This is a genomic window from Streptomyces sp. CRN 30 (assembly GCF_034105845.1).
This window is the reverse complement of sequence record NZ_JAVRHI010000268.1, coordinates 20,555-40,383: the sequence shown is the minus strand read 5'-3', so window position 1 is coordinate 40,383 and position 19,829 is coordinate 20,555. Positions and strand designations below refer to the sequence as shown.

The window sequence follows — 19,829 nt, the reverse complement described above, 5'->3', positions numbered from 1 at the left end:
CTGCGATGAACCTCACCCGACTCGACGCCTGGAACACCGGCAACCCTCGAGCCGGAACCCGCACCTCACGCTTTGAAGCACTGCGTCCCACCGCCTGACGGCGGTGGGACGCAAGATCACGGCTCGTTTCCCAACAGTGTCGAACCGCCGGGGGCCGCACCCCGTCCGTGCGTCCCTCACACCGGCCGGGCGCACCCCACCGGTTCGCGCCCGCCGAGCTCGACGTACAGGGTCGTCGGCTCCGGGCACTCCGAGCGGGCGGTGACGGCCCGCGTCACCCGGTACTCGGGCGCGTGCCCGCCCCCGCCGTCGCAGGCCGTCTCGCGGACCTCGCCCCGGCCCGCGCCGTACACGCAGTCGCCGACGATCGTGCGGGGCCCGCCCCCGCCGCCGGGGTCGCCGGGGTGCGGCGGCTGGAGCCTGCGCATGCACGCGTACCCCTGGGCGATGCGGCCGTCGCCGTCCTCGTCGTGGAGGGCCCCGGACTCGCTGATGTGCAGGACGAAGTCCGTGGTCGCCGGGCAGGGCTGCCCTGCGGAGACCTCGCCGTCGTGCCGGGCCACCACTCGCGCGAAGGCCCGCTCACCGGCGCAGGACACCTCCGTGAAGCTGGTCGTCCCGAAGGAGCTGCACTCGCCGGCCCCGAGGAACACCGCCCCGTACCCCGAGGTCCGCACCACCGTCGCCGCCCCGCCCGACGGCTCCGGGCCGGACCCGGACGCCCCGGACGACCGCTGACAGCCGGTCAGCACCGTCACCGCCGCCAGGACGAGCGCCACCACCGCCGCCACGACGACCGCCGGTACGGTCCACGGCACCGTCCGTTCACCTCGCACGACCACCGCCCCCCTTGACGCCGCCATCCGGCGCGTCCCCCGCCCAGCGTGACGCCCGCGCGGGGAGCCACGCCAGACGTGGCGGATGCTCTGCGCCCACCTGTGACGATCCGCCCGATGCGCGGCGTAGGCCCTAGTACGTCAGGCCGTACCCCACCGGATACAGCACCCGGGCCGGATCGTCCGCCCGCTGCACCGGCACCGGCAGCCTGCCCCGCGGCGCCACCCGCCCGGCCAGCACCCGCGCGGCGGCCCGCACCTCGACGTCGGTCCAGCCGTACGCCGCCAGGAAGGCGCCGACGCCCGGCAGACGGGCCACGTCGTAGGGGTTGCGGACGGCGACCGCGACGACCGGCACGCCGGTGGCGACGAGCCGCTCCACAAGGGTGCGTTGCGCGCTCGCCGCCGTGACGTTGTACGTCGCCACCACCACCGCGTCCCTGCCCGCGGCCGCCGCCACGGCCCGGTCGACGGCCTCCGGGGAGGGCGCCGTCCCGGTGGACAGCGCCGTGGCCGTGAAGCCGAGTTCGGTCAGGGCACCCGCGAGGACGGCGGTGGGCGGTCCCGTGGTGCCCGACGGGGAGGCCGGGTCGGCGCCGACGACCAGGACGCGGCGGTGCGTACGGCGGGACAGCGGCAGCAGGCGCCGCTCGTTGACCAGCAGGGTCGTCGTCCGCTCGGCGATGCGGTCGGCGACGGCCAGGTGCTTCCGCGCGCCCACCGTCCGCCGCAGGCTCCCCTCGTCGGCGTACGGGTCCCGGAACAGCCCCAGCCGCGACTTCAGCCGCAGGATCCGCAGTACCGACTCCGCCAGGCGCGCCTCGGTGAGCTCGCCGTCGTGCACGGCCGCCAGGACCGCCTTCCAGGCGACGTCGAGGGAGGGCGGGTTGAGGAGCTGGTCGACGCCCGCCTTCAGGGCGAGCACCGGCACCCGGTCGTCGCCGTACGTCTTGCGCACGCCCTCCATGCCGAGGGAGTCCGTCACCACGACGCCGTCGTAGCCGAGTTCCCCGCGCAGGACGCCGGTCAGGATCGGCCGGGAAAGGGTGGCCGGGTCGCCGGAGGGGTCGAGGGCCGGGACCGCGAGGTGCGCCGTCATGATCGAGTCGATGCCGGCCCGGACGGCGGCCCGGAACGGCGGCGCGTCCAGCCGGAACCACTCCTCGCGGGTGTGCCCGATAGTGGGGAAGTCGACGTGGCTGTCGGTGTCGGTGTCGCCGTGCCCGGGGAAGTGCTTGGCCGCACTCGCGATCCCGGCGCTCTCGTACCCCTTCACCTGCGCCGCCACCAGCCCCGCCACGTCCCGGGGGACGGCGCCGAAGGAGCGGACGCCGATGACCGGGTTGGCCGGGTCGACGTTGACGTCGGCGACCGGGGCGTAGTTCTGGCGGATGCCCATCGCGCGCAGTTCGGCGCCGCCGATCCGGCCGGCCTCGCGGGCGTCACGGAGGGAGCCGCCGGCCCCGAGGGCCATCGCGCCGGGGAACAGGGTGGCGGGCCTGCCGATCCGCGCCACCGCGCCGTGCTCCTGGTCGGTGGAGATGAGCACGGGCAGTCCGCGCGGCAGGCCGAGCGAGGCCCGCTGGATGCCGTTCGACAGGTCCGCGATCTGGTGCGGGTCACGGGTGTTGTGCGCCCAGGCGAAGTAGATGATGCCGCCGACCCGGTACCGGTCGAGCAGTTCGGCGGCCGTCCGCACCCCGATCTCCGCGAGGTTGGCATCGATGTCGGCCTGGTCCGGCGCGGTCGCCGAGTGCCCGTACACCCGCATCACGAAGAGCTGGCCGACCTTTTCCTCGAGGGTCATGCGGGAGACGAGACCGCGCAGCGCCCGGTCGTCGGGCCCGGCGGAACCGGCGGCGCGGGCGGGGACGGCGGGGACGGCGAGGGCGGCGGTGACGCCCGCGGTCGCGGCGAGGACGGTGCGTCTGGACGCGCTGCTTCCCGTACCGGACGTACGGGAGATGGTGCTTCCTTTGCCGAAGTCGCGCACGTGCGCTCCTTCCCATTGAAGGAAACTTCCGAGGCATCACGAATAACGGGAAGGTTTCCGCCGGTCAAGGGAGCGCACAAAGAACCGCGCAGGGAATCGCACAGGAAAGCGGCAGGGCGGGCGGAGGGGCCGCCACCGGCGCTGTCGGAGGGGGGCGCGCCGGTGGCGGCGTGCTGCCGGCCGCAGACGGCGGAGAGGGTGGTCAGCGTTCGCAGCCAGCAGCGAGGCCGACACCGCACTGCGGAGACTCATCCGGCAGCATGCCGCTATGACGGCGCCGGGCGAATCCGGGTTCCCCGGTTTCCGGGTATTTCCGCGAAGTCGCCGAGAAGTCGGTACGGGGGTTAAGCAGCGGGATTCCAGGGTCACTTCCGGCCAGGCGGCCGGTACGCGCCCGCGCCCCCGCGCGGCTCAGCGCGGCGCGTGCGCCGACACCCTGGGCCAGTGCTCCCGCAGGGTCCGCACCGTCTCCCCGATCGCCGGGCGCCGTGCCGCGCCGGTGCGCCACAGGGCGTACAGCCGGCGTACGGGCATGGGGTCGAGCGGCACCTCGACCACCCCCTCGGGCAGCGGGCCGCGGCCCAGGCGCGGGATCAGGGCCACCCCGAGGCCGGCCGCGACCAGGGCGACCAGGGTGGGGTTCTCCTCGGCCTGGTGGGCGATGTCGGGTTCGCAGCCGGCCGCGCGCAGCGTACGGACCAGCCAGTCGTGGCAGACCCGGCCCGGCGGCTGGCACACCCAGCGCTCGCCCCCGAGCTCCTCCCGGCGGACCGCGGGGCGCCCGGCGAACGGGTGCCCCGCCGGGACCAGCAGGTCGCACAGGTCGTCGCCGATCACCGCCTGCTCGACGCCCGGCGGGGCGGGCAGCGGGGCGATGTCCCAGTCGTGCGCCACCGCCAGGTCGACCGCGCCCTTGGCCACCAGGTCGACGGAGAGGTGCGGGTCCACCTCCGTGAGCCGGGTGTCCAGCGCCGGGTGCCGCACGGCCAGGTCGGCGAGGGCGCCCGGCATCAGGCCCCGGGCCGCGCTCGCGAACGCCGCCACCGTCAGCCGCCCCGCGGGCACCCCGCGCCGCTGCTCCAGCTCGGTCTCCGCCCGCTCCACGATCGCGAGCAGCTCCCGTGCCGTGGCCACCAGGTGGTGCGCCTGGTCGGTGAGCCGGACCCCGCGCCCCTGGCGCTCCAGGAGCACCGTGCGCGTCTCCCGCTCCAGTTTCCCGATCTGCTGGGAGACCGCGGAGGGCGTGTAGCCGAGGGCGGCCGCCGCCGCGCCGACCGTGCCGTGCACGGAGACGGCGTGCAGGGCACGCAGGCGTTGTAGATCCAGCACAGGGCGGCTCCTCCCGTTAGCACTGCTTCATCCGACCTTGCAGCAATCATCGCTGGTGCTGAACGGTACGGGAACCCGATGCTCGGACCATGCGACCCGCACACATCTGTCTCGCCGTCCTCGTCGCCGCCCTCTGGGGCGTCAACTTCACCGTCATCGAGGTCGGCCTCGACCACTTCCCGCCCCTGCTCCTCTCGGCCCTGCGCTTCCTGGTGGCCGCCCTGCCCGCGGTGTTCTTCGTGGGCCGGCCCAAGGTCGCGTGGAAGTGGATACTGGCGGTCGGACTCGCGCTGGGCGTGGCCAAGTTCGGGCTGCTGTTCGTCGGCATGGACGCGGGCATGCCCGCCGGACTGTCCTCGCTCGTCCTCCAGGTGCAGGCGGTCTTCACGGCCCTGCTCGCCTTCGCGTTCCTCGGTGAACGGCCCACCGTCCTGCGGCTGGCGGGCATGGCCGTCGCGCTGTGCGGGGTGGGGCTCGCGGCGGTGGACGAGGGCACGGGCGGCCCGCTCGGCGCCTTCGCGCTCGTCGTCGCGGCGGCCGCCTGCTGGGGCCTGTCCAACGTCCTCACCCGCAAGGCGTCGCCGCCCGACTCCCTCAACTTCATGGTGTGGGTGAGCACGGTGCCCGTCCTGCCGCTGCTGCTGCTGTCCCTGCTCACCGAGGGGTACGAGGCCGACCTGGCCGCCCTGCGCGCACTCGACTGGCAGGGCGCGGGCGTCATCCTGTACGTCGCCTGGGTCGCCACGGTCCTCGGCTTCGGTGCCTGGGGATGGCTGCTGCGCCGCCACCCCGCGTCGACGGTGGCCCCGTTCTCGCTGCTGATCCCGGTGTTCGGGATGTCGTCGGCGGCCCTGTTCCTGGGCGAGCCCGTCAGCGGTCTGCGGTGGGCCGCGGCGGCCCTGCTGGTCGGCGGGGTGGCGCTGACCTCACTGGCGCCGGCGCCACGGGCGCCGAAGTCCCCGGTGCCCCGGCCGGACCGGGCACCCGCCCCGGACCGGGCACCCGCCCCGGCGGCTCCCGAGACGGTGCCTCCCGCCCCCTGAGGACCTGTGTCATATGCCCGGCCGGGCCCTTGCCAGGGTCCTGGACCATGGCTGCCCGGGAACCCACCATCGTCGCCACCTCGGGCGGACTCCGGCCCGGAGACCGCACCAAAGTCGCCTTCGGCCCCCTCGTCCACCACGCGGTCGACCTCGCGGGGGTGCACGGGCGCCGGCCGAAGGTCATGTACGTCGGCACGGCCATCGGGGACAGCGAGGCCTTCGCCGCGCAGGCGGGCGAGGCCGCGCGCGTGGCGGGCTTCGACCTCACCCCGCTGACCCTCTTCGCGATGCCCAACCTCGCGGACGTGGAGGCCGCCGTGCCCGACCAGGACCTGGTCCGGGTCATGGGCGGCTCGGTGGCCAACCTGCCGGCCGTGTGGCGGGTCCACGGGCTCGACTCGATCCTCCGGCGCGCCTGGGAGGCGGGCGTCGTGCTCAGCGGGATCAGTGCCGGGTCCCTCTGCTGGTTCCGGGGCGGCACCACGGACTCCTCCGGGCCCGAACTGCGCCCGGTCACCAACGCTCTGGGCTACCTGCCGTACGGCAACGGGGTCCACTACGACAGCGAACCGGGCCGCCGCCCCCTGATCCACCGGCTCGTGGTCGACGGCACGCTGCCCGTCACCCACTGCACCGACGACGGGGTCGGCCTGGTCTACCGGGGGACCGAACTCGTGGAGGCCGTGACCGAGGTGCCCGGGAAGGGCGCCCACGTGGTCCGGCGGGAGGGCGACGCGGCCGTCGAGGACCTCGTCGTACCACGCCTGCTGCCCGGGAGCGGGTGCTGGCTGCCCCGACGCGGACGCTAGTTGCGGGGCCCGCCGTTCGGGCCGGGCCACGCCTGCGCGACCGAGTCGCCGGGCAGCGGGGCCACGCCGTCGGACTGCCCGCGGAGCACGACCCGCTGCCGGGGCATGGACGACGGGGCGGGCTCCATGTCACCCATCACCAGCACCGGGTCGAACATCACCACCGCCGCGGCGACGACCAGGAAGACCACCGGTCCGATCATCATGGGCAGCAGCAGGGAGGTGGGCGCCTCGCCCGCCCAGATGACGCTGTCGGTGGCGCCGTGGAGGTGCACGTCGACGGCCGCCATGCCCGTGTAGTGCATGCCGGAGACGGCCAGTCCCATCACCAGGCTGGCGCCGACGCTCGCGAGGAAGCCCTTGACCGAGACGGCCGCCCACAGCGCGGCGGTCGCGGCCGCGATCGCGATCAGCACGGAGAGCGCGACGGTGACCGGGTCGTACTCCAGGGAGCCGTTGAGCTGGATGGACGCCATGCCCAGGTAGTGCATGCCGGCGACGCCGAGACCGGTGAAGACGCCCGCCGCGGCCAGCGTGACGCGGGAGGCCCCGCGGTAGCCCACGGCGAAGACGCCGATGGCGACCACGACGATCGCCACCACCAGGCTCAGCACCGTGAGCCCGACGTCGTAGCGCATCTGGGTCTCCACGACCTTGAAGCCGATCATGCCGATGAAGTGCATCGTCCAGACGCCGCACCCGATCGAGGCGGCGCCGAGCAGCAGCCAGCCGGGCCTCCAGGACCCCTCGGTGTGCACGGACCGGACCACGCAGCGCAGTCCCAGCGCGCCCCCCAGGCACGCCATGACGTACGCCACCAGAGGCGTGACCGCTCCATAACTGAAACCGTCGATCGTCCCCTGCATCAGCAAACCCCCCACGAGTCGCAAATTGGAATGTGGGATGAAGGTATACGTCAAAGGGAACGCAAAAACCAGCCGTACCGTGAGCACTCGGTCAACTCAGGAAAGCTGAGCATCTGTCCGGTTTTACGAGGCGGGGGCGGCGGGCACCGCCGCCCCGTCAGGGCCTCCTTCGCAGGCGCTCAGGCCGCTTCGTTCAGCAGGCGCGCCAAGTGCTCCCGCCCCGCCGCGAGCAGCTCGGGCAGCGGTGCGGCCCCCTCGTACCAGCGCTTCTCGTACTCCCAGCACAGCCAGCCGTCCCAGCCCTCCCGGGAGAGCAGGTCCACGCACTCGGTGAGCGGCAGGACGCCCGCGCCGAGCGGCAGGGGAGTGGTGTCGTCGGCCGAGGCGATGTCCTTGACCTGCACGTACCCCAGGTACGGGAAGAGGGCCGCGTAGCTCGACGCCGGCTGCTCGCCGCCCAGCCAGGTGTGCATGACGTCCCAGAGGGCGCCGACCTGGCGGTGCCCGACCAGGCCGAGGACGCGCATGGCGTCGGCGCCCGTACGGTGCGAGTCGTGGGTCTCCAGCAGGATGCGCACGCCCGCGTCGTTGGCGTCCTGCGCCGCCGTGCCGAGCCGCCGGGCCGCCGTCGCGTCCGCCTCCTCGGCGTCCTGGTCCTCGCCCCCGCCGGGGAAGACGCGCACGTAGGGGGCGCCCAGGTCACGTGCGAGGCCGAGGAGTTCGCGCAGTTCGGCCAGGACGGGCTCGTCGTCGCCCGGGGCCGCCACCCGCACGTACCCCGCGAGGCCGAGGATCTCGACACCCGCCGTCTTGAACTCGGCGGCGGCCGCGGCCCGTTCCTCCGCCCCGAGCCCGGTGTGCACCGGCTCCTCGGGGTGGGCGCGCAGTTCCACGCCGTGGTAGCCGTGCTCGCCGGCCAGGCGGACGACGTCGGACAGGGGGAGACCGGGGACGCCGAGGGTCGAGAAGGCCAGTTTCACGAAATCCCACCTCGCTGGGGTGTGGCGGCGTGACCTGCGGCAGGGCACGGCACGCGGCGGACGATACGGGTCACACCTGCCCACTGTGCGGGACCGGACGCCCGTTCTGACCGAACCGACCGGATCCACGCCGTCCGCGTAACGGGGCCGACGCACGCCGTCCGCGCACCGGAGCCGACGGCGGACGCCGCGGCGCCCGCCCGGCGGCTCAGTCCCGGGGTGCCCCCGTGGACCCCCGCTCCCTCAGCTCGCCGCCCACCGTCGCGATGCCGCCCGGCGGGGGCTCCTCGCGGCCCATCGCGATACGGCCCGCGCGGGCGCCCGCCTCGGCCAGGGGGAGGTGGACCGTGGTCAGCGCGGGCACCGCGTCGATGCTGAAGGGCAGGTCGTCGAAGCCCGCCACGGACACGTCGTCCGGGATCCGCAGCCCCGCCTCGCGCAGCGCGGCGCACGCGCCCAGGGCGACCGTGTCGTTGGCCGCCACCACGGCCGTGATCGACGGGTCGCGGCGCAGCAGTTCGAGGGTGGCTTCGTAGCCGGAGAGGCGGTCGTAGCGGCCGTACACCGTGCGCTGGGGGTCGTCCTCGATGCCGGCGGCGGCGAGCGCGTCGCGGTGGCCCTCCAGGCGGTGGCGGGTGGTGGTGCGCTCCACGGGTCCGGCGATGTAGCCGAGGCGGCGGTGGCCGAGGCCGATGAGGTGCTCGGTGAGCCGCCGGCCGCCCCCGCGGTTGTCGAAGGTGAGGGCGATCGCCCCGGGGGCCGGCGGGCGCCCGCACAGCACCACCCGGGTGCCCGCGTCCGCCAGCTTGCGGAGTTTGTTGCCGACGGCGGCGACGTGGGCCGCGTCCTCGATGGCGCCGCCGGTGAGGACGACCGCGGCGGCGCGCTGGCGCTGGAGGAGGGTGAGGTAGGTCAGTTCGCGCTCCGGGGAGCCGCCCGTGTTGCACACCACGGCCAGCCGCTCCCCGCCCGCGCGCCCGCCCGGCCCGCCGATCTCGGACTGGATCGCGCTCGCCATGATGCCGAAGAAGGGGTCGGCGATGTCGTTCACCAGGATGCCGACCAGATCGGAGGTGGCGGCGGCGAGCGCGCTCGCGGGACCGTTGAGGACGTAGTCCAGCTCGTCCACGGCCCGCAGCACCCGCTCCCGGGTGGACGCGGCCACCGGGTAGTTCCCGTTGAGCACCCGGGACACGGTCGCGGGGGACACCTGCGCGCGGGCCGCCACGTCCGCCAGGGTCACAGTCATCGTTTCCTCGTCCTCCGGTCCGGTCCCCGCCGCGGTGCCGCCCGGGTCCGTCGGGGCCCGCGCGACACCGCGCCGGTGTCGTCACGTCGTCTCGTCCTCGTCCGCGGCCGCACGAGTCGCCGTACGGCCGCGGGATCAGCCTCACAGACGCCCGTACGGCGGCGCCGGTTGCCGTGCGGGCGCACACGGGCATCACTGGACAGGTGTCCGTGCGCCGCGCCGCGGCCGGGTCTTCCACCTGACCGCGTATCTCGCGTCCCGCGCGCCCTTGTCCGATCCGACGCACAGAGGCTAGCGTCTCATTCGATAGAAAGCGCTTGCTGTCACGCTCACCGGGTGGGCGTACGCGGCGCAGGAGGCGTACGGGCCCCATGACCGCGGGGGCGGCGTACGAACGCGACGCACGACCGAAGGGACCGACGTGACACGCAAGACGGTGCGCATCGCCATGAACGGCGTGACGGGACGCATGGGCTACCGCCAGCACCTCGTCCGCTCCATCCTGGCCCTCCGCGAGCAGGGCGGCCTCGACCTCGGCGACGGCACCGTGCTGTGGCCCGAACCGGTCCTCGTCGGCCGCCGCGAGCACGCCCTGAAAGCGCTCGCCGAGCAGCACGGCCTGGAGCACTGGTCCACCGACGTGGACGCCGTGCTCGCCGACGGGACGATCGACATCTACTTCGACGCCCAGGTCACCTCCGCGCGCGAGGAGGCCATCAGGAAGGCGATCGCCGCGGGCAAGCACATCTACACCGAGAAGCCCACCGCGACCGGCCTGGACGGCGCCCTGGAGCTGGCCCGCCTCGCGAACGCGGCCGGCATCAAGCACGGCGTGGTCCAGGACAAGCTGTTCCTGCCGGGCCTGCTCAAGCTCAAGCGCCTCATCGACGGCGGCTTCTTCGGCCGCATCCTCTCCGTGCGCGGCGAGTTCGGCTACTGGGTCTTCGAGGGCGACTGGCAGCCCGCGCAGCGCCCCTCCTGGAACTACCGCGCCGAGGACGGCGGCGGCATCGTCGTCGACATGTTCCCGCACTGGGAGTACGTCCTCCACGAGCTCTTCGGCCGCGTGAAGTCCGTCCAGGCCCTCACCGCCACCCACGTCCCGCAGCGCTGGGACGAGCAGGACAAGCCGTACGACGCGACGGCCGACGACGCGGCCTACGGGATCTTCGAGCTCGACGGCGGCGCCATCGCCCAGATCAACTCCTCCTGGGCCGTCCGCGTCAACCGCGACGAGCTCGTCGAGTTCCAGGTCGACGGCACCGAGGGCTCCGCCGTCGCCGGCCTGCGCAACTGCCGCGTCCAGCACCGCTCGGCGACCCCCAAGCCGGTCTGGAACCCCGACATCCCCGCCACCTACTCCTTCCGCGACCAGTGGCAGGAGGTCCCCGACAACGACGAGTTCGACAACGGCTTCAAGGCCCAGTGGGAGCTGTTCCTCAAGCACGTCTACGCCGACGCCCCCTACCACTGGGACCTCCTCGCCGGCGCCCGCGGCGTCCAGCTCGCCGAACTGGGCCTCACGTCCTCGGCCGAGGGCCGCCGCCTCGACGTACCGGAGATCGCGCTGTGACGATCCGACTCCCGGGCGCGGACGGCGCACTCCGCACCTACACCCCGCGCACCGAACCCCTGGCGGTGACCACCGGCGCGCCCTTCACCTCCCGTACGGTCTTCTCCGCGGCCCACGTCGTCGCCGACCCGTACGCGGACGTGTCCCCCGACTCGCCCGCCGCCGTCGACTGGGACGCCACCCTCGCCTTCCGCCGCCACCTGTGGTCGCACGGCCTGGGCGTCGCCGAGGCCATGGACACCGCCCAGCGCGGCATGGGCCTGGACTGGGCGGGCGCGGCCGAGCTGATCCGCCGCAGCGCCGCCGAGGCGAAGGCGGTGGGCGGCCGCATCGCGTGCGGCGTGGGCACCGACCAGCTCGCGTCGGGCACCGTGGCCGAGATCCGCGCGGCGTACGAGGAACAGCTCACCGTCGTCGAGGAGTCGGGCGCGCAGGCGATCCTGATGGCCTCGCGCGCGCTGGCCGCGGCGGCCTCGGGCCCCGAGGACTACCTGGAGGTCTACGGCCACCTGCTCCGCCAGGCAGCGGAACCGGTGGTCCTGCACTGGCTCGGCCCGATGTTCGACCCGGCCCTTGAGGGCTACTGGGGCTCGCCCGACCTGGACGCGGCCACGGACACCTTCCTGGAGGTCATCGCCGCCCACTCGGACAAGGTGGACGGCATCAAGGTCTCGCTGCTGGACGCCCAGCGGGAGATCGACCTCCGCCGCAGGCTCCCCCGGGGCGTGCGCTGCTACACGGGTGACGACTTCAACTACCCCGAGCTGATCGCGGGCGACGAGAAGGGCTTCAGCCACGCCCTGCTCGGCATCTTCGACCCGCTGGGCCCGCTGGCGGCTCAGGCGGTACGGGTCCTGGACACGGGCGACAAGGCCGGCTTCCGCAAGCTCCTCGACCCCACGGTCGACCTGTCCCGCCACCTCTTCCGGACCCCCACCCGCTTCTACAAGACGGGCGTGGTGTTCCTGGCCTGGCTGGCCGGCCACCAGTCGCACTTCACGATGGTGGGCGGCCTGCAGTCGGCGCGCTCGCTCCCGCACCTCGCCCGCGCGTACGAACTGGCCGACGGGCTGGGGCTGTTCCCGGACCCGGCGCTGGCTCAGACGCGGATGAGGAACCTGCTGGGCGTGTACGGAGTGGAGCAGGACCGATGAGCGACACGAGCGGTCTCGACCTGACCCGTTTCTCCATCAACCAGCAGACGGTGAAGCAGCTGTCGCTGCCGGAACTGGTGGAAGCGTGCACCGACTTCGGCATCCCGGCCGTGGGCCTGTGGCGCGAGCCGGTCCAGTCGTACGGCCTGGAGGCGGCGGCGAAACTGGTCCGCGACGCGGGCCTGGCGGTCACCACGCTCTGCCGGGGCGGCTTCCTCACGGCCGTCGACCCCGACGAGCGCGCGCAGGCCCTGGCCGACAACCGCCGGGCGGTCGACGAGGCGGCCACCCTGGGCACGGACACCCTCGTGCTGGTCTCGGGCGGCCTCCCGTCCGGCTCGAAGGACCTGCACGGGGCGCGGGAGCGCATCGCGGACGTGCTGGCGGAGCTCGGCCCGTACGCGGCGGCGAACGGCGTCCGCCTGGCCATCGAACCCCTCCACCCGATGTTCGCCTCGGACCGCTGCGTCGTGTCCACGCTGAAGCAGGCGCTGGACATCGCGGAGCGCTTCCCGGCGGAGCAGGTGGGCGTGACCGTGGACACGTACCACATCTGGTGGGACGAGGACGCGCCCGCGCAGATCGCCCGCGCGGGGGCCTCGGGCCGCATCCACACCTTCCAGCTCGCCGACTGGATCACCCCGCTGCCGGCGGGCGTGCTGAACGGGCGCGGCCAGGTCGGGGACGGCGCGGTCGACATGCGCGAGTGGAAGGGCCACGTGGAGGCGGCGGGCTACACCGGCGCCATCGAGGTCGAGCTCTTCAACGACGAGCTGTGGGCCCGGGACGGGCGTGAGCTGCTGGCGGAGACGGCGGCGCGGTTCGTGGAGCACGCGCTGTAGGGGTGCGCCAGCGCGTATACGTCACGTATACGCGCTGGCGTATACTCCTCGCATGTCCGATGTCATGATCCGTGTGCCCGCCGAAGTCCGTGACCAGCTCGCCGCGGTGGCGGAGGCGCGGGGGACCAGCCTGCGTGCCCTGATGCAGGACATAGCGGCTCAGACGATGACTCCCGATCAGATCAGGGAGCGGGCCGAGCGTACGCGTGACCTGCTCGCCGAGCGTTTCGGGCACGACGTCTCGGACGAGGAGTCCGCCGAGATGCGGCGCAGGATGCGGGAGGCGTCAGCCGCTCGCCGGGCCGCCCTCGCGGAGGCGGAGTCCCCTCGTTGAGCACGATCGAGCATTACGTCCTCGACACGTCGACCCTGCTGGCGATGGGGGGCGACAAACAGGTGTCGGGCCTCATCCACGCCGCGGCCGCGAGCGATGACGTGCGCCTGTGGGTGCCTGTCCTGTGCCTCCTGGAGGCAGAACGCCGGCGCACGGGAATCGTCGATCACGTGGGCGTACTGGTGGACGTCCTGCATGTGGTCGAGGACGACTACGCGATGGCGGTGACGGTCGCCGACCTGAGCCGGGTGGGGGTCGACTTCGGTGTCTCGGCCGCGGTCCATGCCGCGCGGCCGAACCAGATGCTTCCCACGGGGGCGCTGATCGCCACGGTGACTCCGGAACCGTACGAAGGGCTCGGGGCCGGAGTCATGGACCTGAACCGCTGACCGGCGGTTCCGCGGAACAGGCGCCGAGGGCCCGGTCGACGACCGGGCCCCTCGATGCTGTACGCACGGCCACCGCTCAGAAGAACACCCCGCACCGCAACAGCACGTTCGCGTACGGCCGGGCCTCCCCGGTGCGGACGACCAGCCGTGCGTGCGCCGACCGTTCCTTCAGGTGCTCGTGGGTGACGAGCTCCAGCGCGGGGAGGCGGGCCCCCAGCAGGGCCGCCGCCTCCGGGTTGGCGTCCCGGACCTCGTGCGCGGCGGTCGCTGCCTCGACCACGAGTTCGTCGAGCAGCCCGTCCAGTACCTCGGCGAAGGACGGCACCCCGGCGCGGAAGGCGAGGTCGACCACGCGGGGGCCCGCCGGTATCGGCATGCCCGCGTCGCAGACCAGCACCTCGTGGCCGTGGCCGAGTTCGGCGAGGGCGCCCGACAGGTGGCGGTTCAGTATCCCGGTCTTCTTCACAGCGCGGCGACCTCCTCGGCGGTGGGGAACGACGCCTGGGCGCCGGCCCGGGTGACGGCGGCGGCGCCGACCCGGGCGGCGTACGCGGCGGCCTCGGCGAGCGTGTCGCCCTGCCCGAGCTTCCAGGCCAGCGCGGCGGTGAACGCGTCACCGGCGCCTGTCGTGTCCACGGCCTCCACCGTCACCGCCGGTACCCGTACGGTGCCCTCGGCCGACGCCACCAGTGCGCCCCGTGCGCCCAGCGTGATCACCACGGAGCGCGGGCCCAGCGCCAGCAGCGCCCGCGCCCAGTCCTCGGGGGAGCCCGCGAGGTCGCCGCCCGCGATGACCCGCGCCTCGTGCTCGTTGACGATCAGCGGGTCGCAGGCCGCGAGGACCTCCTCGGGCAGGGGCTGCGGCGGCGAGGGGTTGAGGACGAGCCGTGTCGTGCCCTCCGGCAGGTCCCGTACGGCCCTGGCGACCTCCACGACCGACTCCAGCGGGATCTCCAGCTGGGTGGAGACCACCCGGGAGGCACGCAGGAGGCCGGCCGCCGCCCGGATGTCCTCCGGGGTGAGGCGGGCGTTGGCGCCCAGTGACACCACGATGCTGTTGTCCCCGGACGGGTCGACCGCGATCAGCGCGACCCCGGTGGGCGCCCCGCCGACCAGCACGCCGGCCGTGTCGACGCCCGCGTCGGCTTGCGAGTCGAGCAGCAGCCGCCCGTGCGCGTCGTCGCCGACCCGGGCCAGCAGGGCCGTGCGGGCCCCGAGCCGGGCGGCGGCCACCGCCTGGTTGGCGCCCTTGCCGCCCGGGTGGACGGCCAGGTCGGAGCCGAGCACGGTCTCCCCGGCCGCGGGCCGCCGGTCGACCCCGATCACCAGGTCGGCGTTGGCCGACCCCACGACCAGCAGGTCGTAGTCGTACATGTGCTGTCTCCCTCTCCGTCTCTCCGGCTTCCCGTGTTCCGTCCCGGACCTCAGAGCCTGTGCCATATCCCCGGCCGGGCGCGCGACGCCTGGCACGCACGCTCGCCGCGTTACCGAAACGCCCTGATAGCTCCTCCCCCAGGCCTGAACGGCCCGGGGGGACCCCCATTGAGGACGCTCCGGCGCCTTGCGATCGCACGCACCAGACGCCGCGCGCTGATCCGACCGGGGATATGACACAGGCTCTCAGCCCGTAAAGCCGTCCACGTTCTCCGCCGTGACCACCTTCACCGGCACCATGACCGCCTCGTCGAGCTCCTCGCCGCCCACGGCGTCGAGCGCGTTGCGGACCGCGATCCGGCCGAGCTCGGACGGCTGCTGGGCGACCGACGCGTACAGCGTGCCGTCCGCGACCGCCTTCAGTCCGTCGGGCGTGCCGTCGAAGCCGATGACGGCGACGGACTTCCCGGCCTTCGCGCCGAGCGCCTTGATCGCGCCGAGGGCCATCTCGTCGTTCTCGGCGAAGACGCCGTCGATGTCCGGGTGGGCCTGGAGCAGGTTGGTCATCACGTCGAGACCCTTGGTCCGGTCGAAGTCCGCGGGCTGTTTGGCGACCACCTTGATCCCCGGGTACTCCTTCAGGCCCTCGGCGAAGCCCGCGCCGCGCTCGCGGCTGGCGGAGGTGCCGGCCTGGCCCTGGAGGATGACGATGGTGCCCTTGCCACCCAGCTTCTCGGCCAGCGCCTCGGCGCCCAGCCGGCCGCCCTCCACGTTGTCGGAGGCGACGAGCGCGGCGGTCTCCGCCTTGTTGACGCCGCGGTCGACGCCCACGACGGGGATGTCGGCCTCGTTGGCGCCGCGCACCGCGGGCCCGGCCGCGTCGGAGTCCACCGGGTTGACGACGATCGCGCCGACGCCCGAGCTGGTGAAGTTCTGCAGCTGGTTGGCCTGCTGGGAGGCGTCGTTCTGCGCGTCGGTGACCGTCAGGTCGACGCCGAGCCGGTCCGCCTCCTCCTGCGCGCCCTCCTTGATCTGCACGAAGAAGGGGTTGTTGAGGGTGGACAGGGAGAGGCCGACCTTCTCGTTCTTCCCGGCGGAGGAGCCGCTGTGCAGGAAGGACATCGCACCCACGATCGCCGCGGCGACCACGGCGGCGATGACGTACGTCGCCGCCTGCCTGCCCCTGCCGCCCGGCGTACCGGCACCGGCCGCCGCCGGGGCCGCCCCCGCCTTGCGCCGCACCGTGTCCAGCAGCACCGCGAGCGCGATGACGACACCGATGACGACCTGCTGCCAGAAGGCGGACACGGAGAGGAGGTTGAGCCCGTTGCGGAGCACCGCCAGGATCAGCGCGCCGATCAGCGTGCCGGACGCCTTGCCGGTGCCGCCCGCGAGGGAGGCGCCGCCGATGACGACCGCGGCGATCGCGTCCAGCTCGTACCCCTGCGCGGCCTGCGGCTGCGCGGAGGAGAGGCGGGAGGCGAGGACGATGCCCGCGGCGGCGGCGAACAGGCCGGACAGCGCGTAGATGACGAGCTTCTGCCGCTTGACCCGGAGGCCGGAGAGCCGCGCCGCCTCCTCGTTGCCGCCGATCGCGTACATGGCGCGCCCGATGTACGTACGGCCCAGGACCACGGCCGTGATCACACCCATGACGATCATCACCAGCACGGGCACCGGCAGCCAGCCGCCGAGGGTGTCACCGAGGTGCGAGACCGAGTCGGGGAACGCGATGGGGCTGCCCTGCGAGATCACCAGCGACAGACCGCGGCCCACCGACAGCATGGCCAGCGTGGCGATGAACGGCGGGAGCTTCCCGTACGAGATGAGCACGCCGTTGACCAGGCCGCAGGCGATGCCGGTGGCGATCGCGAGGATCACCGCGATCCAGACGGGCACGCCCTCCGAGGTGGCGGTCCAGGCGAGGACGGTGGCCGACAGGGCCGCCACCGAGCCGACCGACAGGTCGATGCCCGCCGAGACGATCACGAAGGTGACGCCGAAGGCGAGGATGGCGGTCACGGCCGCCTGGACGCCGACGTTGAGCAGGTTGTCCGCGGTCAGGAAGTCGCCGGACAGCGCCGACATCGCGATGACGAGGACGATGAGCGCGGTCAGCGCGCCGTTGTCGAGGAGGAGGCGGCGAAGCCCCGCGGCGCCGGTCGCGCCCGTCTTGCTCTTGAGCGTGTCAGCGGCCACGGGGGGCCTCCACTTCGGTCACTTCGGTCACTTCGGTCATGGAGTCAGGGGTGGTGGGAGGGGTGGTGGGCGTGCTGACGGCGAGGGCCATCACGGCGTCCTGGGTGGCCTCGGCGGCGGGCAGTTCGCCCGCGATCCGGCCCTGGGCCATGACCAGCACCCGGTCGCTCATGCCGAGCACCTCGGGCAGGTCGCTGGAGACCATCAGGACGGCGGCCCCGGCGGCCGTCAGCTCGTTGACCAGCTGGTAGATCTCGACCTTGGCGCCGACGTCGATACCGCGCGTCGGCTCGTCGAGGATGAGCACGCGGGTGTCGGCGAGCAGCCACTTGCCGATGACGACCTTCTGCTGGTTGCCGCCGGACAGGGTGCGCACGTGCTGGTGCAGCCCGGCCATCCGGACCCCGAGCTGCCCGGCGACCCGGGCCGCGGCCTCCCGCTGCCCCTTCAGGTCGACGAAGCCGCCCCTGCTCGCCCCGCGCAGGGTGACCAGGCCCAGGTTCTCGGCGACGGAGGCGTCCAGGACGAGGCCCTGGCCCTTGCGGTCCTCGGGGACGAGGCCGATGCCGGCGTCCATGGCCGCGTTGACGTCGTGGCGGCGCAGCGCGCTGCCCGCGACCTTCACGCTCCCCCGGTCGTAGGGGTCGGCGCCGAAGACCGCGCGGACGACCTCGGTACGGCCGGCTCCCACCAGCCCCGCGATGCCGACGACCTCACCGGCCCGCACCTCGAAGCTCACGTCGTGGAAGACGCCGTCCAGGGTGAGACCCTCGACCTGGAGCAGCGCCTCGCCCGCTTCCTCACGCTCACGCGGGTACTGCTGCTCGATGGAGCGGCCCACCATGAGGCGGACGAGTTCGTCCTCGGGCGTGGCGGCGGGCACCTGGCCGACGCTCCTCCCGTCGCGGATGACGGTGACCCGGTCGCCCAGGGCGGCGATCTCCTCCAGGTGGTGCGTGATGAAGACGACGCCGACACCGTCCGCGCGCAGCCGGCGCACGATCGCGAAGAGCTTCTCGACCTCCTCGGAGGTCAGTACGGCGGTGGGCTCGTCCATGATCAGCACGCGCGCGTCGAGGCTCAGCGCCTTGGCGATCTCCACCATCTGGAGGCGGGCGATGCCGAGTTCGCGCACCCGCGCGCGCGGGGACACGGTCACACCGACGCGCTCCAGCAGGACGGCGGCCTCGGCCTCCATCCGCTTGCGGTCGATCATCCCGAAGCGGCGCGGCTGCCTGCCCAGGAAGATGTTCTCGGCGACCGTGAGATCGGGAACCAGGTTGAACTCCTGGTAGATCGTGGCGATACCGAGGCGCTCGGCGTCCTGGGCGCCGTGGATGCGCACCTCCTCGTCGTCGACGAGGATGCGGCCCTCGTCGGGACGGTGCGCGCCGGACAGCATCTTGATCAGCGTGCTCTTGCCGGCGCCGTTCTCGCCGAGCAGCACGTGCACCTCGCCGCGGCGCAGGTCGAAGTCGACGCCGTCGAGCGCGACCACTCCGGGGAAGCTCTTGCGGATGCCTTCGATGCGCAGCAACTCGGCGGGCGGCGGCGGCTCGGTGCGCGGTGGCTCGGTGCGCGGCGGTTCGTCGCGCGACACCTGGTCCGGGTCGCTCACGTCGTACTCCTTTGTACGGGGATGTGCGGGTATGCGGGTGTGGCGGTGATGTGCGTGGTGACGCGGGTCGTACGAGGGCGTGTGGCGTGTGTTGAGTCCGGGGTCAGGCGCGGGGCGGCGTGGCGTCCGGCTCGCCGCACGAGCGGCGTACGACGAGACGGGCGGGGAGGGTGACGGACTCGCCGGGCCGCCCCTCGATGCGGTCGACGAGCGCGCGCACGGCGGCCCGGCCCAGGTCGCCGGTGGACTGGGCGATCGCGGTGATCGGCGGGTCGGTGTGCACGAACCACGGGATGTCGTCGAAGGCCGCGAGCGCGATGTCGTCGGGAACCCGCAACCCGCGCGCGCGGACGGCGTCCAGCGCGCCCAGCGCCATCAGGTTGTCCGTCGCGAACACGGCTTCGGGCGGTTCGGGCAGGTCCAGGAAGCCCTCGGTGACCCGGCGTCCGCTCGCCGCCTGGAAGTCGCCCTGGCCGATGCAGTCGTCGGGCAGTTCGAGACCGTACGCGGCGAGTGCCTCCCGGAACGCCTCCACGCGCTCCCGGCCGGTCGTGGTCGCCGCCGGGCCCGCGATTATCGCGAGCCGCCGGTGCCCGAGTCCGTGCAGGTGCGCGACCAGGTCCCGTACGGCCGCCCGGCCGTCCGAGCGGACCACGGGCACGTCCACGCCCGGGATCCACCGGTCGACGAAGACCATCGGCGTGCCCCCGCGCGCGGCGTCCAGCATCAGCGGCGAGGCGCCGTCGGTCGGGGAGACCAGGAGGCCGTCGATACGGCGGTCCAGCAGGGTCCGTACGTGGTGGTCCTGGAGGTCGGGCCGCTCGTCGGCGTTGCCGATGACGACGCTGTACCCGAGCGCGCGGGCCTCCTCCTCCACGGAGCGCGCCAGCTCGGTGAAGTAGGGGTTGAGCACGTCGCTGATGACCAGGCCGAGGGCGCGGGTCTGGTCGGTGCGCAGGGAACGGGCGACGGCGTTGGGGCGGTAGCCCAGCGTCTCGACGGCGGCCTCGACGCGTGTGCGGGCGTCCGCGCTGACCGACGGATGGCCGTTCAGCACCCGGGACACCGTGGCGACGGAGACACCTGCCGCGGCGGCGACATCCTTGATGCCCGCCATCGGGATCACCTCCTCGTGAGCCCGTGGAATCGATTACACGGAGGATTGGAATCGATTACACGGGTCGCCCGCAAGCCCCCGAGACCGGATTGTGATGTGCCCGCACCCGAAGGACGCGAGCGCG

General features: G+C 73.4%; 18 protein-coding genes. 7 read left to right on the top strand and 11 right to left on the bottom strand.

What is annotated here, in order from left to right:
• Positions 1–176 precede the first annotated feature (176 nt).
• From UW392_RS28790 to UW392_RS28780, 3 genes are all read right to left on the bottom strand, one after another.
• On the bottom strand, positions 177–779 hold the full coding sequence (locus UW392_RS28790) for a hypothetical protein (protein ID WP_414496710.1): 603 nt from the start codon (positions 777–779) through the stop codon (positions 177–179).
• Between the two features lie 190 nt (positions 780–969).
• The gene (locus UW392_RS28785; protein ID WP_320778051.1) at positions 970–2,829 is read right to left on the bottom strand and encodes a glycoside hydrolase family 3 protein; all 1,860 of its coding nucleotides are present in this window, start codon (positions 2,827–2,829) and stop codon (positions 970–972) included.
• Positions 2,830–3,240: 411 nt separating this feature from the next.
• Positions 3,241–4,158, bottom strand: coding sequence for a LysR family transcriptional regulator (locus tag UW392_RS28780; protein ID WP_320778050.1), 918 nt, complete (start codon positions 4,156–4,158; stop codon positions 3,241–3,243).
• An 89-nt stretch (positions 4,159–4,247) separates the two neighbouring features.
• On the opposite strand from UW392_RS28780, the gene UW392_RS28775 reads away from it, so the two are divergent.
• Both UW392_RS28775 and UW392_RS28770 read left to right on the top strand, forming a co-directional pair.
• Positions 4,248–5,201 carry an EamA family transporter gene (locus UW392_RS28775; protein WP_320778049.1) on the top strand — a complete coding sequence of 318 codons (954 nt, stop codon included), beginning with the start codon at positions 4,248–4,250 and terminating at the stop codon, positions 5,199–5,201.
• 47 nt (positions 5,202–5,248) lie between these two features.
• Positions 5,249–6,010 (top strand): peptidase E, encoded by a 762-nt coding sequence (locus UW392_RS28770; RefSeq protein WP_320778048.1) that lies wholly within the window; start codon positions 5,249–5,251, stop codon positions 6,008–6,010.
• Here UW392_RS28770 and UW392_RS28765 read toward each other — a convergent pair.
• The 3 genes from UW392_RS28765 to UW392_RS28755 all read right to left on the bottom strand — a co-directional run bounded on the left by UW392_RS28765 (position 6,007) and on the right by UW392_RS28755 (position 9,105).
• On the bottom strand, positions 6,007–6,876 hold the full coding sequence (locus UW392_RS28765) for an MHYT domain-containing protein (protein WP_320778047.1): 870 nt from the start codon (positions 6,874–6,876) through the stop codon (positions 6,007–6,009). The genes UW392_RS28770 and UW392_RS28765 overlap by 4 nt on opposite strands.
• A gap of 179 nt (positions 6,877–7,055) precedes the next feature.
• The gene (locus tag UW392_RS28760) at positions 7,056–7,856 is read right to left on the bottom strand and encodes a sugar phosphate isomerase/epimerase family protein (protein WP_320778046.1); all 801 of its coding nucleotides are present in this window, start codon (positions 7,854–7,856) and stop codon (positions 7,056–7,058) included.
• Positions 7,857–8,064: 208 nt separating this feature from the next.
• Positions 8,065–9,105: a LacI family DNA-binding transcriptional regulator gene (locus tag UW392_RS28755; protein ID WP_320778045.1), complete on the bottom strand. Its 1,041-nt coding sequence runs from the start codon at positions 9,103–9,105 to the stop codon at positions 8,065–8,067.
• A 421-nt stretch (positions 9,106–9,526) separates the two neighbouring features.
• Between UW392_RS28755 and UW392_RS28750 the strand changes: the two genes are divergently transcribed.
• Genes UW392_RS28750 through UW392_RS28730 form a run of 5 tightly spaced genes read left to right on the top strand, consistent with a single transcriptional unit; the run spans position 9,527 to position 13,397 of the window.
• The gene (locus UW392_RS28750) at positions 9,527–10,678 is read left to right on the top strand and encodes a Gfo/Idh/MocA family oxidoreductase (protein WP_320778044.1); all 1,152 of its coding nucleotides are present in this window, start codon (positions 9,527–9,529) and stop codon (positions 10,676–10,678) included.
• On the top strand, positions 10,675–11,832 hold the full coding sequence (locus UW392_RS28745; RefSeq protein WP_320778043.1) for a dihydrodipicolinate synthase family protein: 1,158 nt from the start codon (positions 10,675–10,677) through the stop codon (positions 11,830–11,832). Before UW392_RS28750 ends, UW392_RS28745 begins: the two co-directional genes overlap by 4 nt.
• Complete coding sequence (locus tag UW392_RS28740) at positions 11,829–12,674, top strand: sugar phosphate isomerase/epimerase family protein (protein WP_320778042.1); 846 nt, start codon at positions 11,829–11,831, stop codon at positions 12,672–12,674. Before UW392_RS28745 ends, UW392_RS28740 begins: the two co-directional genes overlap by 4 nt.
• Positions 12,675–12,726: 52 nt before the next feature.
• Complete coding sequence (locus UW392_RS28735; RefSeq protein WP_320778041.1) at positions 12,727–13,008, top strand: Arc family DNA-binding protein; 282 nt, start codon at positions 12,727–12,729, stop codon at positions 13,006–13,008.
• On the top strand, positions 13,005–13,397 hold the full coding sequence (locus UW392_RS28730) for a hypothetical protein (protein ID WP_320778040.1): 393 nt from the start codon (positions 13,005–13,007) through the stop codon (positions 13,395–13,397). The genes UW392_RS28735 and UW392_RS28730 overlap by 4 nt, the downstream gene beginning before the upstream one ends.
• A 76-nt stretch (positions 13,398–13,473) precedes the next feature.
• Here UW392_RS28730 and rbsD read toward each other — a convergent pair whose 3' ends face one another.
• The 5 genes from rbsD to UW392_RS28705 form a co-directional block, all read right to left on the bottom strand.
• On the bottom strand, positions 13,474–13,863 hold the full coding sequence (gene rbsD / locus UW392_RS28725; RefSeq protein WP_320778039.1) for a D-ribose pyranase: 390 nt from the start codon (positions 13,861–13,863) through the stop codon (positions 13,474–13,476).
• Positions 13,860–14,771 (bottom strand): ribokinase, encoded by a 912-nt coding sequence (locus UW392_RS28720; RefSeq protein ID WP_320778038.1) that lies wholly within the window; start codon positions 14,769–14,771, stop codon positions 13,860–13,862. Before UW392_RS28720 ends, rbsD begins: the two co-directional genes overlap by 4 nt.
• Positions 14,772–15,017: 246 nt before the next feature.
• Positions 15,018–16,970, bottom strand: coding sequence for a substrate-binding domain-containing protein (locus UW392_RS28715; RefSeq protein ID WP_320778037.1), 1,953 nt, complete (start codon positions 16,968–16,970; stop codon positions 15,018–15,020).
• Positions 16,960–18,570 carry a sugar ABC transporter ATP-binding protein gene (locus UW392_RS28710; RefSeq protein WP_320778054.1) on the bottom strand — a complete coding sequence of 537 codons (1,611 nt, stop codon included), beginning with the start codon at positions 18,568–18,570 and terminating at the stop codon, positions 16,960–16,962. The genes UW392_RS28715 and UW392_RS28710 overlap by 11 nt, the downstream gene beginning before the upstream one ends.
• Before the next feature lie 121 nt (positions 18,571–18,691).
• Positions 18,692–19,705 (bottom strand): LacI family DNA-binding transcriptional regulator, encoded by a 1,014-nt coding sequence (locus UW392_RS28705; protein ID WP_320778036.1) that lies wholly within the window; start codon positions 19,703–19,705, stop codon positions 18,692–18,694.
• Between the last annotated feature and the right edge of the window lie 124 nt (positions 19,706–19,829).

What these genes read in the sequence shown, in the direction of transcription:
- UW392_RS28775 (WP_320778049.1), top strand. Translation starts at nt 4,248, where the DNA reads ATGCGACCCGCACACATCTGTCTCGCCGTCCTCGTCGCCGCCCTCTGG.
- UW392_RS28770 (WP_320778048.1), top strand. Translation starts at nt 5,249, where the DNA reads ATGGCTGCCCGGGAACCCACCATCGTCGCCACCTCGGGCGGACTCCGG.
- UW392_RS28765 (WP_320778047.1), bottom strand. Translation starts at nt 6,876, where the DNA reads ATGCAGGGGACGATCGACGGTTTCAGTTATGGAGCGGTCACGCCTCTG.
- UW392_RS28755 (WP_320778045.1), bottom strand. Translation starts at nt 9,105, where the DNA reads ATGACTGTGACCCTGGCGGACGTGGCGGCCCGCGCGCAGGTGTCCCCC.
- UW392_RS28740 (WP_320778042.1), top strand. Translation starts at nt 11,829, where the DNA reads ATGAGCGACACGAGCGGTCTCGACCTGACCCGTTTCTCCATCAACCAG.
- UW392_RS28735 (WP_320778041.1), top strand. Translation starts at nt 12,727, where the DNA reads ATGTCCGATGTCATGATCCGTGTGCCCGCCGAAGTCCGTGACCAGCTC.
- UW392_RS28720 (WP_320778038.1), bottom strand. Translation starts at nt 14,771, where the DNA reads ATGTACGACTACGACCTGCTGGTCGTGGGGTCGGCCAACGCCGACCTG.
- UW392_RS28705 (WP_320778036.1), bottom strand. Translation starts at nt 19,705, where the DNA reads ATGGCGGGCATCAAGGATGTCGCCGCCGCGGCAGGTGTCTCCGTCGCC.